General features: G+C 58.9%; 13 protein-coding genes. 8 read left to right on the forward strand and 5 right to left on the reverse strand.

Annotated elements, in window-relative coordinates; all coding sequences use genetic code 11:
• Positions 1-496: 496 nt before the first annotated feature.
• The gene (locus BJ917_RS15670) at positions 497-1,990 is read right to left on the reverse strand and encodes a CoA-acylating methylmalonate-semialdehyde dehydrogenase (protein WP_096513552.1); all 1,494 of its coding nucleotides are present in this window, start codon (positions 1,988-1,990) and stop codon (positions 497-499) included.
• 63 nt (positions 1,991-2,053) lie between these two features.
• Positions 2,054-3,403, reverse strand: coding sequence for an aspartate aminotransferase family protein (locus tag BJ917_RS15675; RefSeq protein WP_096513553.1), 1,350 nt, complete (start codon positions 3,401-3,403; stop codon positions 2,054-2,056).
• A 153-nt stretch (positions 3,404-3,556) separates the two neighbouring features.
• Here BJ917_RS15675 and BJ917_RS15680 point away from each other — a divergent pair, with 153 nt between their 5' ends.
• From BJ917_RS15680 to BJ917_RS15700, 5 genes are all read left to right on the forward strand, one after another.
• Positions 3,557-4,477 carry a LysR family transcriptional regulator gene (locus tag BJ917_RS15680; protein WP_121103799.1) on the forward strand — a complete coding sequence of 307 codons (921 nt, stop codon included), beginning with the start codon at positions 3,557-3,559 and terminating at the stop codon, positions 4,475-4,477.
• Between the two features lie 208 nt (positions 4,478-4,685).
• Complete coding sequence (locus BJ917_RS15685; protein ID WP_096513555.1) at positions 4,686-5,336, forward strand: TetR/AcrR family transcriptional regulator; 651 nt, start codon at positions 4,686-4,688, stop codon at positions 5,334-5,336.
• Between the two features lie 7 nt (positions 5,337-5,343).
• A complete protein-coding gene (locus BJ917_RS15690) occupies positions 5,344-5,925 on the forward strand; it encodes a YigZ family protein (RefSeq protein WP_096513556.1) in 582 nt (193 codons plus the stop codon).
• Positions 5,926-6,444: 519 nt separating this feature from the next.
• Complete coding sequence (locus BJ917_RS15695; RefSeq protein ID WP_096513557.1) at positions 6,445-7,143, forward strand: SDR family oxidoreductase; 699 nt, start codon at positions 6,445-6,447, stop codon at positions 7,141-7,143.
• A 244-nt stretch (positions 7,144-7,387) separates the two neighbouring features.
• Complete coding sequence (locus BJ917_RS15700; RefSeq protein WP_121103800.1) at positions 7,388-8,746, forward strand: 8-oxoguanine deaminase; 1,359 nt, start codon at positions 7,388-7,390, stop codon at positions 8,744-8,746.
• 125 nt (positions 8,747-8,871) lie between these two features.
• Here the strand turns inward: BJ917_RS15700 and BJ917_RS15705 are convergent, their stop codons facing one another.
• Positions 8,872-9,963 (reverse strand): calcium:proton antiporter, encoded by a 1,092-nt coding sequence (locus BJ917_RS15705; RefSeq protein WP_096513559.1) that lies wholly within the window; start codon positions 9,961-9,963, stop codon positions 8,872-8,874.
• Positions 9,964-10,150: 187 nt separating this feature from the next.
• Here BJ917_RS15705 and BJ917_RS15710 point away from each other — a divergent pair, with 187 nt between their 5' ends.
• Positions 10,151-11,104 carry an adenosine deaminase gene (locus tag BJ917_RS15710; protein WP_121103801.1) on the forward strand — a complete coding sequence of 318 codons (954 nt, stop codon included), beginning with the start codon at positions 10,151-10,153 and terminating at the stop codon, positions 11,102-11,104.
• Positions 11,105-11,249: 145 nt separating this feature from the next.
• Here the strand turns inward: BJ917_RS15710 and BJ917_RS15720 are convergent, their stop codons facing one another.
• Both BJ917_RS15720 and BJ917_RS15725 read right to left on the reverse strand, forming a co-directional pair.
• On the reverse strand, positions 11,250-11,984 hold the full coding sequence (locus BJ917_RS15720; RefSeq protein WP_121103802.1) for a helix-turn-helix transcriptional regulator: 735 nt from the start codon (positions 11,982-11,984) through the stop codon (positions 11,250-11,252).
• 313 nt (positions 11,985-12,297) lie between these two features.
• Entirely contained in the window at positions 12,298-13,227 is a 930-nt protein-coding gene (locus tag BJ917_RS15725; protein ID WP_096513562.1) for a LysR family transcriptional regulator, read from the reverse strand.
• Positions 13,228-13,350: 123 nt separating this feature from the next.
• On the opposite strand from BJ917_RS15725, the gene BJ917_RS15730 reads away from it, so the two are divergent.
• Both BJ917_RS15730 and BJ917_RS32035 read left to right on the forward strand, forming a co-directional pair.
• Positions 13,351-14,364: a zinc-binding alcohol dehydrogenase family protein gene (locus BJ917_RS15730; protein WP_121103803.1), complete on the forward strand. Its 1,014-nt coding sequence runs from the start codon at positions 13,351-13,353 to the stop codon at positions 14,362-14,364.
• A gap of 200 nt (positions 14,365-14,564) precedes the next feature.
• Positions 14,565-14,738, forward strand: coding sequence for a hypothetical protein (locus tag BJ917_RS32035; protein ID WP_172901633.1), 174 nt, complete (start codon positions 14,565-14,567; stop codon positions 14,736-14,738).
• Positions 14,739-14,741: the final 3 nt, after the last annotated feature.

Consider the following 14,741-nt stretch of genomic DNA (forward strand, 5'->3'; position numbering starts at 1 on the left):
GAGTAACTTGTGATGCTGATAATCTGTTGACTAGCAGTCTGATACCACAAGCACCCACACGAATTGCTTGATTCAGTTGTTAAAGAGCGGTTGGTTAAGATCTTTCATCTCAACCGAGGCGCGCATTCTACAGCAGCCTCATTTGCTGTCAAGTGATTTGTTTCAGAAGTTTTCAAGGAATCCTTAACAACTTCAACCACTTGCGCTGCCGATCTCTCGTCAGCGGGAGGCGAATTCTACAGCGTTACTCGCTGCTGTCAACACCTCTTTTTCAACTTCCTTTCGGCTTCGATGACCTGAAGCAACTTGCTGTCGAAACTGCGTAACTCATTGTTTACCAAGGAGTTTTCCGTTTCGACTGCGCCGGAAGTGGGGCGAATTATAGGCTTCCAGAATCTGCCGTCAACACCTATTTTCATAATTCTGTCATACAGGTCAAAAAAGCTCCGAAAACAAAAAGGCCGACCCAATGGGTCGGCCTTCTACACCCTTCTACTTACAAGCTAGGGAACGCGAATTGGGAAGCTTCATGGCTCGCACGCTGCGGCCAGCGCTGCGTGATGGCCTTGCGGCGGGTGTAGAAACGTACACCATCCGGACCATAGGCATGCAGGTCGCCAAACAGCGAGCGCTTCCAGCCGCCAAAGCTGTGGTAAGCCACCGGCACCGGCAACGGCACGTTGACGCCAACCATACCAACTTCGATTTCATCGCAGAACAACCGCGCCGCTTCCCCGTCACGGGTGAAGATACAGGTGCCGTTGCCATACTCGTGATCGTTGATCAGTTGCATCGCCTCTTCCAGGCTGTTGACGCGAACGACGCACAACACCGGCCCGAAAATCTCTTCTTTATAGATGCGCATCTCTGGCGTGACGTTGTCGAACAGGCAACCACCCAGGAAGAAGCCTTGCTCGTGACCGGCCACGGTCAGACCACGGCCGTCCACGACCAGCGTCGCGCCGGCAGCTACGCCGTCTTCTACATAACCGCTAACTTTGTCGCGGGCTTGGCCCGTGACCAGAGGCCCCATGTCCAGACCGCAAGAAGTACCGGCGCCGATTTTCAGCGCCTGGATTTGCGGTACCAGTTTGGCCACCAGCGCATCCGCCACCTGATCGCCCACGCACACTGCCACCGAGATCGCCATGCAACGCTCGCCGCAAGAACCGTAAGCTGCACCCATCAGCGCGCTGACGGCGTTGTCCAGGTCTGCATCCGGCATCAGCACCGCGTGGTTCTTCGCCCCGCCCAGTGCCTGAACGCGTTTGCCACGCTTGGTACCTTCGGAATAGATGTATTCGGCAATCGGGGTCGAACCCACGAAGCTCAGCGCTTTGACTTCCGGCGCTTCGATCAGCGCGTCCACGGCTACCTTGTCACCGTGTACAACACTCAGCACGCCTTTAGGCAGACCTGCTTCCAGCAGCAATTGCGCGATCAGCAGCGTCGAGCTCGGGTCACGCTCGGATGGTTTGAGGATGAAGCAGTTACCGCAGACGATCGCCAGTGGGTACATCCACAGCGGCACCATCGCCGGGAAGTTGAACGGAGTGATACCCGCCACCACACCCAGCGGTTGGAAATCCGACCACGCATCGATATTCGGGCCAACGTTACGGCTGTATTCGCCCTTGAGGATTTCCGGTGCGGCACAGGCGAACTCGACGTTCTCAATACCGCGCTTCAATTCACCGGCAGCATCTTCCAGAGTCTTGCCGTGTTCTTCGCTGATCAGTTGGGCAATACGCGCCTCGTTCTGCTCCAGCAGTTGCTTGAAGCGGAACATCACTTGAGCACGCTTGGCCGCAGGCGTGTTACGCCAGGCCGGGAATGCGGCCTTGGCTGCGTCGATGGCGTGTTGAATGGTTTCGCGGCTGGCCAGTGGCAGCTTGTGGATTGCCTGGCCGGTGGACGGGTTGAATACGTCGGTGCTGCGACCGGTTTCGGTGACCAGCTCACCATTGATCAAATGCGGAATAACGCTCATGGAAGCTCCTGAAAAATTGTCCACAGGCACCCGTCAACGGGTGCTGTTATATAGAAGGAGAAATCAGTCGATCTTGCTCAGCACTTCGCCGACCGCGTCGAACAGACGATCCAGGTCCTGCGGTTTGCTGTTGAAGGTTGGGCCGAACTGCAGGGTGTCGCCGCCGAAGCGCACGTAGAACCCCGCTTTCCACAGCGCCATGCCCGCTTCGAATGGACGCACGATAGCGTCGCCGTCACGCGGCGCGATCTGGATGGCACCGGCCAGGCCGAAGTTACGGATGTCGATGATGTTTTTTGTGCCCTTGAGGCCATGCAGCGCATTTTCGAAATGCGGTGCGACTTCGGCCACGCTCTGCACCAGGTTTTCCTTTTGCAGCAGGTCGAGTGCTGCAAGGCCCGCGGCGCACGCCACCGGGTGGGCGGAATAGGTGTAGCCGTGGGGGAATTCCACGGCGTATTCAGGCGTGGCCTGGTTCATGAAGGTCTGATAGATCTCGGAACTGGCAATCACCGCGCCCATCGGAATAGCGCCGTTGGTGACTTGCTTGGCGATGCACATCAAGTCCGGGGTCACACCGAAGGTGGTGGCGCCGAACATGGTGCCGGTACGGCCGAAACCGGTGATCACTTCGTCGAACACCAGCAGAATGTTGTGCTGGTCGCAGATCTCGCGCAGACGCTTGAGGTAACCCTGTGGCGGAACCAGCACGCCAGCAGAACCGGCCAATGGCTCGACAAACACGGCGGCAATGTTCGAGGCATCGTGCAGTTCGATCAGCTTCAGCAGTTCATCGGCGAGGGCAATACCGCCCTGCTCTGGCATGCCGCGCGAGTAAGCATTGCTCGCCAGCAGCGTGTGCGGCAGGTGATCGACGTCCATCATCGCCTGGCCGAACAGCTTGCGGTTACCGTTGACGCCGCCGAGGCTGGTGCCGGCGATGTTCACACCGTGATAGCCACGGGCACGACCGATCATCTTGGTCTTGGTCGACTGGCCTTTGAGGCGCCAGTAGGCACGCACCATCTTCACCGCAGTATCGGCGCACTCGGAGCCGGAGTCGGTGAAGAACACGTGGTTCAGGTTGCCCGGGGTCAGATCGGTGATTTTTTCAGCCAACTGGAACGACAGCGGGTGACCGTACTGGAAACCTGGCGAGTAATCGAGAGTACCCAGCTGCTTGGCCACCGCTTCTTGAATTTCCTTGCGGGTATGCCCGGCGCCGCAGGTCCACAGACCCGACAGCGAGTCATAGACCTTACGGCCCTTGTCATCGATCAGCCAGCTGCCTTCGGCACCCACGATCAAGCGCGGATCGCGCTGGAAGTTGCGGTTGGCGGTGTAGGGCATCCAGTGCGCGTCGAGCTTGAGCTGGCTGGCCAGAGAAGTCGGGGCGTTTTCAGGCAAGTTCATCGAGAAAACCTCGCAAGGCAATAAGCGGCATAAGAATGTAAAACCGGCGATTGAACACCGTTGTTGCAGCTAAGTTGCCACGGGGATAAAGTCGGTGAAATCCAACTTTTCTAACCTTCAGTCAGCACCTGACTAAACTATTGGGTAAGAAACATGAGCAGCCGCCGCCCAGATCCATTGGCGCAAGTCAGCGACTTCGACATACGCCTGTTGCGGATCTTTCGTAGCGTGGTCGAATGCGGTGGTTTTTCCGCAGCCGAAAGCGTACTCGGCATTGGTCGGTCGGCGATTAGCCAACAGATGAGCGATCTGGAGCTGCGCCTCGGCCTGCGCCTGTGCCAACGTGGCCGCGCCGGCTTTTCACTGACTGAAGAAGGCCGAGAGGTTTATCAATCGGCGCTGCAGTTATTAAGTGCGCTGGAAAGCTTCCGCACCGAGGTCAATGGTCTGCACCAGCACTTGCGGGGCGAACTGACCATCGGCCTGACCGATAACCTGGTCACCCTGCCCCACATGCGCATTACCCATGCCCTGGCACAATTGAAGGAGCGCGGGCCGGACGTGCAGATCCAGATCCGCATGATCGCGCCCAACGAAGTGGAGCAAGGCGTGCTCGACGGTCGCTTGCACGTCGGCGTAGTTCCGCAGGCAAGTGCACTGTCCGGTCTGGAATATCAACCGCTCTACAGTGAACGTTCACTGCTGTACTGCGCAGTTGGCCACCCCCTTTTTTATGTCGATGACAAGCAACTGGATGACGGCCGCCTCAACAGCCAGGACGCCATTGCGCCGACCTTCCGCCTACCGGCGGAAATTCAGGCCCACTACCAGGTACTCAATTGCACCGCCAGTGCCTCGGACCGCGAAGGCATGGCATTCCTGATCCTGACCGGGCGCTACATCGGTTATCTGCCGGATCATTACGCCAGCCTTTGGGTGCAACAGGGTCGATTACGTGCGCTGAAACCCAAAGCGCGCTTCTATGACTTGAGCCTCGCCTCGGTTACGCGCAAGGGGCGACGACCTCATTTGGTGCTGGAGAGCTTTCTGGAAAGCCTGGCGGCGACACGTTGATCGCCACTGTCCTTGTAGGAGCTGAGCTTGCTCGCGATGGCGTCAGTTCAGTCAACATTAATGTTGAATGTGACGCAGCCATCGCGAGCAAGCTCGGCTCCTACAGGGATTGCGGTGTTCCTGGAATTATCACCTCGGGACTTGTCTGTAGCTTGTGGGTGCGCTATCAACGCTCTGGCCGCACTCATCCACTTTTTCGGAAGCGCCCATGACCTTTGAAGTCCCAGCTCACGGCAGCAAGCCTGCCAGCCGCATTCGTCAGAAGAACGAAGAGACCATCATCAAAGCCGCCGAAGACGAGTTCGCCCGTCACGGGTTCAAAGGCACCAGCATGAACACCATCGCCCTGAATGCCGGGTTGCCAAAAGCAAACCTGCATTACTACTTCGCCAATAAACTGGGCTTGTACGTGGCGGTGTTGAGCAACATCCTCCAGTTGTGGGACAGCACCTTCAACACCCTGACCGCCGAGGACGATCCCGCCGAAGCCTTGACCCGCTATATCCGCGCCAAGATGGAGTTTTCCCGACGCCAACCACAAGCCTCGCGCATCTTCGCCATGGAGGTCATCAGCGGTGGCGAATGCCTGACCGAGTATTTCAACCAGGACTACCGCACCTGGTTCCAGGGCCGGGCCGCGGTGTTTCAAGCGTGGATCGACGCAGGCAAAATGGACCCGGTCGATCCGGTCAACCTGATCTTCCTGCTGTGGGGCAGCACCCAGCATTACGCCGACTTCGCCACGCAGATCTGCCGTGTCAGCGGACGCAGCAAGTTGACCAAACAGGACATGGAAGATGCCGGCAACAACCTGATCCGCATCATTCTCAAGGGCTGCGGCCTGACGCCAACCATTTAAGACACTTATGCCTTTTACCCTCAGCGGCTTTTGCGAATACCGCGAAGAGATTCGAAAAAGTCGCTTCATTACTTACGCCGCGCCGATCAGCAGCCCCGCTGAAGCCCAGGCATTCATCGAGCAACACAGCGACCTGAATGCCACGCACAATTGCTGGGCGTGGAAACTGGGTGATCAGTACCGCAGCACCGATGACGGCGAGCCGGGCGGCACCGCTGGCCGGCCGATTCTGGCGGCGATCGACGCACAGGATTGCGATCAGGTCGCGGTGCTGGTAATCCGCTGGTATGGCGGCATCCAACTGGGCACCGGCGGACTCGCCCGAGCCTATGGCGGCGGCGCCAACAAATGCCTTCAGGCAGCGCCGAAGATCGAGTTGATCAGTCGGGTACCGCTACGTTGTGCCTGCGCGTTTGGCGAGCTTGCGTTGGTGAAGCTGCGGGTCGTGGAGCTGGGGGGCCTAGTGGTCGAGGAAACCTTTACCGCCAATGGCGTGGAATTGCAGTTGGCAGTCGGTGCCGGGCAGATCGATGCACTGCAAAGACAACTCGCCGATTTGAGCCGCGGGCGCATTCTATTGCAGCGTTGAGCTGCAATCTTTTGGGGCGATCCGACTTTCGATTGCACCCGACAGTTGCCCACATCTGCTGTGCACCCGGCTGTGGATAACCTGAGCACACTCCGCTGTAACCCTTCTGTCATGCGGCTTTGCGGGCTTTGTTCACTTTTCGTCCAATATGCCATCACAAAACAAAAATTCACGTTAAAACATACACTTAGGATGGTTTATCACCTTTAGAAGATAGCCGCCCCGCGCTTATGCCCGCCCCCTGCGCTTGCACACAAATACTGTGGAGCAATCTGTGGATAACCCGTTCATTCCTGTCGCGGCCCCATGACGGGCATGGCTCTCGCCAAACTGCTCGTTTTTTGATCAACTCGTGCAGGGCAACGGCATGGCCTGACCAGAGGCTTTGCCCTGAAGTGGTGCCAATCCCGTTTCGAAACGCCAACAATGGACTCGACGCAACGTATTGGACGTTGCAGCATAAACTCGGCCAATGATGTCCACTGACTCCCTGCCCCTCATTTATCAAGGAAGCTACTCATGTCTACGGCAAAAACCGCACTCATCATCGGCGCCTCCCGCGGGTTGGGCCTCGGGCTGGTGAAAACCCTGCTGGCCGACGGCTGGCAAGTCACCGCCACCGTGCGCAATCCGCAAAATGCCGATGCCTTGCAGGCCCTGGGCAAGGTGCGGATCGAGAAACTCGACATGGACGATCAGCAGGCGGTGATCGCCTTGAGCCAGCGACTCAAGGACGAAGTGTTCGATCTGCTCTTCGTGAATGCCGGGGTCAAAGGGCCGGATGTGCAGACGCCAGGTGGCGCGACGCTGGCCGAAGTCGGTCAGCTGTTTTTCACCAATGCCGTGGCGCCCATCAACCTGGCCCAGCGGTTCGTCGGCCAGATTCGCCCGGATACCGGCGTGTTGGCGTTCATGAGTTCGGTGCTCGGCAGCGTGACCATGCCCGACGCACCGGAACTGGCACTGTACAAGGCCAGCAAAGCCGCACTGAATTCCATGACCAACAGCTTCGTCACGCAGCTCAACGAACAATCGGGCGAGCAAAAACTCACCGTGCTGTCGCTGCATCCCGGCTGGGTGAAAACCGACATGGGCGGTGAAGGCGCCGATATCGATGTGGACACCAGTACCCGCGGGTTGGTCGATCAAGTGAATGCGTATGTCGGCAAGGGTGGGCATCATTTTGTGAATTACCGGGGTGAAACCATTCCCTGGTAACCACATTCCCCTGTAGGAGCTGGCTTGCCAGCGATGGTGTATCAGCTACGTCGATGTCGACTGACACACCTTCGCTGGCAAGCCAGTTCCTACAGGGGGTTGAATCGTCTGGTCGGGCAGGACTTGCCCGCATCGCACTTTTGTTCGACACTTCGCACCTCGCCTCCCCGGCGACCCTGGATCAGCAGACAGGGCAACACTGAGCTGGCAACCCTGAACCCAACTTTCAGAGGAGCCGGCCAACATGCCTGCGACCCGTACCTGGTTAAAAAATCCCCTCGCCATTTTCACGGCCAACGGTCTCGATGCCCGTGGCGGTCTGGTGCTGCAAGACGGTGTGATCGTCGAAGTGCTGAGCCTCGGCCAGCAGCCCTCCACACCATGCAATGATGTATTCGACGCCCGCGAGCATGTGATCCTGCCAGGGCTGATCAACACCCATCATCACTTCTATCAAACCCTCACCCGTGCCTGGGCGCCGGTGGTCAACCAGCCGTTATTCCCTTGGCTGAAAACCCTGTATCCGGTGTGGGCGCGACTTACCCCGGAAAAACTCGCCCTGGCCAGCAAGGTCGCGCTGGCCGAGTTGTTGCTGTCCGGTTGCACCACGGCCGCCGACCACCATTATCTGTTTCCGCAAGGTCTGGAAAATGCCATCGACGTGCAAGTCGAGAGTGTTCGCGAACTGGGCATACGCGCCATGTTGACTCGCGGTTCGATGAGTCTCGGTGAAAAGGACGGTGGGCTGCCACCGCAGCAAACCGTGCAGGAAGGCCAGGTAATCCTCGACGACAGTCAGCGTCTGATCGCCGAGTACCACGAACGCGGTGACGGCGCGCAAATCCAGATCGCCTTGGCGCCCTGCTCACCGTTCTCGGTGACCCCCGAAATCATGTCCGCCAGTGCCGAGCTGGCGAACAAACTCGATGTGCGCCTGCACACCCACCTGGCAGAAACCCTCGACGAAGAAGACTTCTGCCTGCAACGCTTCGGCCTGCGCACCGTGGATTACCTGGACAGCGTCGGCTGGCTCGGCCCACGCACCTGGCTGGCCCACGGCATCCACTTCAATCCGGATGAAATTACCCGCCTCGGTGCCGCCGGTACCGGCATCTGCCATTGCCCAAGTTCGAACATGCGCCTGGCTTCCGGCATCTGCCCGAGCATCGAATTGACCGACGCCGGGGCGCCGTTGGGTCTGGGCGTTGACGGATCGGCCTCCAACGACGCATCGAACATGATCCTCGAAGCGCGTCAGGCACTGTATATCCAGCGGCTGCGCTACGGCGCCGAGAAAATCACCCCGGAACGTGTGTTGGGCTGGGCTACCAAGGGTTCGGCCCAGTTGCTCGGTCGCAGCGACATCGGTGAACTGGCAGTGGGCAAGCAGGCTGACCTGGCACTGTTCAAGCTCGATGAGCTGCGTTTTTCCGGCAGCCATGACCCGGTGTCGGCCCTGCTGCTGTGCGGCGCGGACCGGGCGGACCGGGTGATGGTCGGTGGCAAATGGCGGGTGATCGACGGGCAGGTCGAAGGGCTGGATCTGAAGGGGTTGATTGCCGATCACAGCCAGGCGGCTCGGCAGCTAATCGCCGGCACCTGACACAACACCCATCAAACCTGTGGGAGCGAGCCTGCTCGCGATGACGGAGTGTCAGGCAACATACAAGACAACTGACACTACGCCTTCGCGAGCAGGCTCGCTCCCACAGGGGGTTGCGTTGTTTTTCAAAGACCCAGCAACGACAACATGATGAAGGTCGCAAACAGTACAAAGTGAGTCATCCCTTCGATGGCATTGGTTTCGCCATCGTTGAGGTTGATCGCGCTGACGATCAACGTGATGAAGACCATCACCGTCTGCACCGGGGTCATGGCCATCTGGAATGGCTGGCCGGTGTAGAGCGCCATCGCCTCCATCACCGGCACTGTCAGAATCACCGTCGACAGCGATGCACCCAAGGCGATGTTGACCACCGATTGCATGCGGTTGGCCAGCGCCGCGCGCAACGCGGTCAGAATCTCCGGCGCTGCAGAGATCGCCGCGACCAGGATCGCCGTGATCACCGGCGGTGCACCCGTGCCTTCCAGCCCCAGATCCAGGGTCTTGGACATCACTTCGGCCAATGCGCCGATCACCACCACGCCGAACACCAGAATGCCGACGGACAGCGTCAGGCTGATCGGTGCCGGCTCCACGTCCTGCGGTTCTTTCTTGCGGCGCTTGTCGGGATAGCTGTAGCTGAAAAAGTAACTGTGTGGCCCGACCTGCATGCGCAGGAACAAGGCATAAAGCACCACCATCGCACCAATGGTGAACGCCGAATAAAGCTTCCAGTTGGATTCGGGAATGAACTCGGGCACCACCATCGACACACCCATGGCGGTGAGGATCATCACACTGTAGCTGCGTGCCGAGTCATCGTTGTAGGACTGTTCGCCATGCTTGAGCCCACCCATCAACGCCGCCAGGCCAAGGATGCCGTTGATGTCGAGCATCACCGCCGAATAGATCGTGTCGCGTACCAGGGTCGCGGAGGCCTCGTTGCTCATCATGATCGCCAGGATCACCACTTCCACCAGCACTGCGGCCAGGGTCAGGATCATCGTGCCGTAAGGATCACCGACCTTTTCCGCCAGCAGTTCGGCCTGATGGGCGACGCGCATCGAGGCGGCGACGATGAACGCAACCAGCACCAGCCCGGCGATCAACGCAACGGCCTGGCCACTGTGCAGCAGCCAGTGTTCCAGCGGGAAAGCAACGATGGCGGCGATAAGGGCCAGCAGCAGAAAGGTTTCTTGCTTGAGGATCGTGAGCATGGCGCACCTTTTGCCATGGAGAAACAGATAAGCGACTGACTACGGCACGGCACTAACGTTTCGTTACACCTTAGCGCACCGGTCAATACATCCCGCCCGGCGCAATGAACCTTTCGGTCAGGTTCTGCCAATTGTTTCTGCAAGCACCTGTAGAATGCCCGTCATCTGCACCTGATGAGAAACGAATATGTACGACTGGCTGAACGCCCTGCCCAAGGCAGAATTGCACTTGCACCTGGAGGGTTCGCTGGAACCCGAGCTGCTGTTCGCCCTCGCCGAGCGCAACAAGATCGCCCTGCCATGGAGCGATGTCGACACCCTGCGCAAGGCTTACGCCTTCAATAACCTGCAAGAGTTCCTCGACCTGTATTACCAGGGCGCCGACGTGCTGCGTACCTCTCAGGATTTCTACGACCTGACCTGGGCTTACCTGTTGCGCTGCAAAGAACAGAACGTGATTCACACCGAACCGTTCTTTGACCCGCAGACCCACACCGATCGTGGCATCCCGTTCGAAGTGGTGCTGAACGGCATCGCCGCGGCACTGAAGGACGGTGAGCAGCAACTGGGCATCACCAGCGGTTTGATCCTGAGTTTCCTGCGCCACTTGAGCGAAGAACAGGCACAGAAGACCCTCGACCAGGCGCTGCCGTTCCGGGATGCGTTTGTCGCGGTCGGCCTCGACAGCTCCGAAATGGGTCACCCGCCGAGCAAGTTCCAGCGGGTGTTCGATCGTGCGCGCGGCGAAGGTTTCCTGACCGTCGCCCACGCCGGTGAAGAAGGCCCACCCGAGTACATCTGGGAAGCCCTCGACCTGCTGAAAATCCAGCGCATCGACCATGGCGTACGCGCTATCGAAGACGAGCGCTTGATGCAGCGCATTATTGACGAGCAGATCCCGCTCACCGTGTGCCCTCTGTCCAACACCAAACTCTGCGTGTTCGAGCACATGTCGCAGCACAACATTCTCGACATGCTCGAACGTGGCGTGAAAGTGACGGTGAATTCCGATGACCCGGCGTACTTCGGCGGTTACGTGACCGAAAACTTCCATGCACTGCACACACATCTGGGCATGACCCAGGATCAGGCCCGACGCCTGGCGCAGAACAGCCTGGATGCGCGGTTGGTAAAACCGTAAACAAGGGCACCATAAACCCAATGTGGGAGCGAGCCTGCTCGCGAAGGCGTTGTGTCAGTCACTGATGATGTTGACTGCAATGCAGCTTTCGCGAGCAGGCTCGCTCCCACAGGTTCAGAGGTAACACGCCAGCCATCAAAAGGTTCTAGAGCGCCATTTCCAGCTCGGTTTCCCTTGCGAACCGGTGAATTTCACGCTGCCCTGCAACGGTCACCTGCAAGGCCCGCGAATCGTTGGGCAGGCACAGCCAGCCGGACTGCATGAACAACTGCAACAACGCCGCTCCCAGTGATCCGCCCATGTGCGGGCGTCGTTCACTCCAGTCGGGACACGCGCACGCGGACTTGCCATTGCGATGGGCCAACGCCTGGATGAATACACCACGTGCCGCCAACGCATTGGCCCCCTTGAGCGTTATCGTGACCCGTTGATCGAACTGTTCGATCCAGCCCGCTTCCAGCAAACGCTGATACAGGTCGGCGGCCAGGGTGCCGCCCAGATGATCGTCGCAAAGCCGCGCGCGCAACAAAGACGAGCGCCTGGCTTGAGGCTTGGCGAGGGGTATGGTGTGTTTGAAGATATCCGGAGTTTCCCGGGGCGTGCTGGCCAGCGTCGCGCTTGCCAGGGCTTCGATCGCGGCCCCGACTTCGGGGGTGCTCAAACGGAAAAAGCGCTTGCGTCCCCGGGTTTCGACATTCAACAAACCTCCCGCGGACAAACGCCCCAAATGGGCGCTGGCCGACGATGGCGACAGACCGGCCAACAGAGCCAGCTCTTCGGCCTGGCGCGCCGATCCGTCCATCAAGGCCCACATCATCGCGCTGCGCTTTGGGTCAGCCAGTAAGGTGGCTATCTGGCTGATGCAAGGTGCATGTTCCATGAATTCACTCCCTGTTGAATCGTTCGTCTACTGCTCTGAGACATCTTGACCAGTCATGCGCCGTCGGCCAAGACGTGGAAATCGCCATACACCAGACAAAGTCATCGCTAACGTGAGCCAACACCGGACAAAGGTCGCCGGGGCCCGGCGATAGAGCACTGGACAAGGCTGGATCCAGCGTGGCTTCGCGCTTGCGAATGACGGTGCGGAGATGAGGCGATCGCTAGTATAGGCGGGTTGACCGTCGGTTCCTGCCCCCCGCAAACCGCTGGTGGTGATAGTTCCTGAGGGAAATTTCGCTTTTTTCCTGCGACTAATGACCGATTCTCGAGAACCCCGGAAAATGACTGCTCAACCGGGCGCATCGACTGGCAAGCATTTCCCGTAACAGGTTCACCGGCTTACTCAATTGTGCGCGATGGGCGCACAACAGATTCAGCGGTGCGCGCTCACAAAGCAGTTCAGGCATCAGCACTTTCAATCGACCGGCGAGCACATCGGCAGCCACATCAAGCCAGGACTTGTAAGCAATACCGGCTCCCGCCACGGCCCATAGCCGCACGACATCGGCATCGTCGCTGAAACGATCACCGCTGACCGTCAGGCCGACCTCGCGTTTACCGTCGTGGAAACTCCAGTGATCGTGGACCCGGCTGCCGAGCATGAACAGCAGGCAATTGTGTTGAGCCAATTGCTCCAGTTGCCGTGGCTCGCCGTGTCGGGCCAGATAGCTTGGCGCCGCACAGAGCACACGCCGGTTATGCGGGGCGATGGGCAAAGCCACGAGGCTGGAGTCTTCCGGTTCGCCGTAGCGCAGGGCAATGTCCACCGGTTGGCGGAACAGATCGGCGATACGGTCACCCAGCAACAAACGTACGGTGAGCTTGGGGTGCTCGCGTTGAAACTCGTCCAGCCAGGGCAGCAATAAGTTACGACCGAAATCCGACGGCGCCGACAACTGCAACACACCGCTGACTTGATCCTGGCTGCTGGCCAATAAACGCCGGCCCTCGTCGAGATTGCTCAAAGCCGCCCGGGCATACTCAAGAAAGCCTTCACCCTCGGCGGTCAGGCGCAGGCTGCGGGTCGAACGGGCGAGCAAACGGGCGCCCAAGTGCTGTTCGATGCGTTTCAATGCCGCACTGGCCACCGCCGCCGACATGTCCATGCCCCGTGCGGCCGCCGACAGACTGCCCAGGTCTGCCGCCCGAACGAACAGCTGCAAGTCATCGAAACGCAGCATTCAAAGTCCCTATTATCAAAAAAATATTGAAAGAGACTGCTCTTTTAACGGGTTTTATCCTCTGGAGAAATAGCCAATCATCTGCCCCATCGATTCTTTCTTTCAGTACCGTCCGGAGCTCCCATGAAAGCCATTGCCTATTACGCGTCCCTGCCGATCAGCGACGAAAAATCCCTGCAAGATATCGAACTGCCGGAACCGGTCGCCGGACCTCGGGACTTGCTGGTGGAGGTCAAGGCCATTTCGGTCAACCCGGTGGACACCAAGGTCCGTCAGAACGTCCAGCCCGAAGGTGGCACCGCAAAAGTGCTGGGTTGGGATGTGGCCGGCATCGTCAAGGCGGTCGGCAGTGACGTGACCCTGTTCAAAGCCGGCGACAAGGTGTTCTACGCCGGGTCCATCGCCCGCGCCGGCGGTAACAGCGAACTGCACGTGGTGGATGAGCGGATCGTAGGCCATATGCCGAAAACCCTCGGTTTCGCCGAAGCCGCCGCTCTGCCGTTGACCGCCATTACCGCGTGGGAATTGCTCTTCGAACGCCTGCAAGTGCGAGAAGGCAGCGTTGATGAAGGCCAGCGCCTGCTGATCGTCGGTGCCGCCGGTGGCGTCGGCTCGATCCTGACGCAGCTGGCGAAACAACTCACCGGGCTGAACGTCATCGGCACCGCTTCGCGTCCACAGACCCATAGCTGGGTGAAAGAGCTCGGCGCCGATCAGGTGATCGATCACAGCCAGCCGCTGAGCGAGGAACTCAAGCGTGCAGGCATCCATCAGGTGACCCACGTCGCCAGCCTGACCCAGACCGATCATCACCTGGATCAATTGGTCGAGGCGCTGGCACCACAGGGCAAACTCGCGCTGATCGATGACCCTAAATCCCTGGACGTGACCAAGCTCAAGCGCAAGAGCCTGTCGCTGCATTGGGAGTTCATGTACACCCGCTCGCTGTTTGAAACCGCGGACATGATCGAACAGCACAAGCTGCTCAATCGCGTGGCCCAGCTGATCGATGCCGGCACCTTGAAGACCACGGTCGGCGAGCACTTCGGCAGCATCAACGCGAGCAATCTGCGCCGTGCCCATGCGCTGCTGGAAAGCGGAAAATCCAAGGGCAAGATCGTGCTGGAAGGGTTTTAAGCCATTAGGAGCCGGCTTGCTGGCGATAGGGCCCTTGGATGGTTCAAGGACGCCATCGCTGGCAAGCGGATTGGTGCTGGCGGATACAACTGCGATCTTATGCCGTCAGTCCGACAGTTGACCCTTGTCACAATGGTGATCGTATTCAGGACTACAATCGAAATCTCTGCGAGACAATCTTTTACATGAGGAGGTCAGTAATGAAGATCCTGATAAAAGAATTGGCAAAATCCCAGTGGCAGGTCCGCCTGGACCAACATGCTGTAACGTTCCGCAGCGAAGCCGAAGCCCGAGCTTTCACCAATACCCTCGAAGCGCGACTGCAAGCTCCCCATCAGATTCCCGACCGCCAACAACGTGCTGCCGTTGGCTGAGCC

The organism is Pseudomonas sp. WPR_5_2, from assembly GCF_003634475.1.
GTDB classification, from domain to species: Bacteria; Pseudomonadota; Gammaproteobacteria; order Pseudomonadales; family Pseudomonadaceae; genus Aquipseudomonas; species Aquipseudomonas izuensis.

Coding starts and splice junctions, on each gene's coding strand:
- BJ917_RS15710 (WP_121103801.1), top strand. CDS start 10,151: ATGTACGACTGGCTGAACGCCCTGCCCAAGGCAGAATTGCACTTGCAC.
- BJ917_RS15730 (WP_121103803.1), top strand. CDS start 13,351: ATGAAAGCCATTGCCTATTACGCGTCCCTGCCGATCAGCGACGAAAAA.
- BJ917_RS15720 (WP_121103802.1), bottom strand. CDS start 11,984: ATGGAACATGCACCTTGCATCAGCCAGATAGCCACCTTACTGGCTGAC.
- BJ917_RS15700 (WP_121103800.1), top strand. CDS start 7,388: ATGCCTGCGACCCGTACCTGGTTAAAAAATCCCCTCGCCATTTTCACG.
- BJ917_RS15695 (WP_096513557.1), top strand. CDS start 6,445: ATGTCTACGGCAAAAACCGCACTCATCATCGGCGCCTCCCGCGGGTTG.
- BJ917_RS15725 (WP_096513562.1), bottom strand. CDS start 13,227: ATGCTGCGTTTCGATGACTTGCAGCTGTTCGTTCGGGCGGCAGACCTG.
- BJ917_RS15675 (WP_096513553.1), bottom strand. CDS start 3,403: ATGAACTTGCCTGAAAACGCCCCGACTTCTCTGGCCAGCCAGCTCAAG.
- BJ917_RS15705 (WP_096513559.1), bottom strand. CDS start 9,963: ATGCTCACGATCCTCAAGCAAGAAACCTTTCTGCTGCTGGCCCTTATC.
- BJ917_RS15670 (WP_096513552.1), bottom strand. CDS start 1,990: ATGAGCGTTATTCCGCATTTGATCAATGGTGAGCTGGTCACCGAAACC.
- BJ917_RS32035 (WP_172901633.1), top strand. CDS start 14,565: ATGAAGATCCTGATAAAAGAATTGGCAAAATCCCAGTGGCAGGTCCGC.
- BJ917_RS15680 (WP_121103799.1), top strand. CDS start 3,557: ATGAGCAGCCGCCGCCCAGATCCATTGGCGCAAGTCAGCGACTTCGAC.
- BJ917_RS15685 (WP_096513555.1), top strand. CDS start 4,686: ATGACCTTTGAAGTCCCAGCTCACGGCAGCAAGCCTGCCAGCCGCATT.
- BJ917_RS15690 (WP_096513556.1), top strand. CDS start 5,344: ATGCCTTTTACCCTCAGCGGCTTTTGCGAATACCGCGAAGAGATTCGA.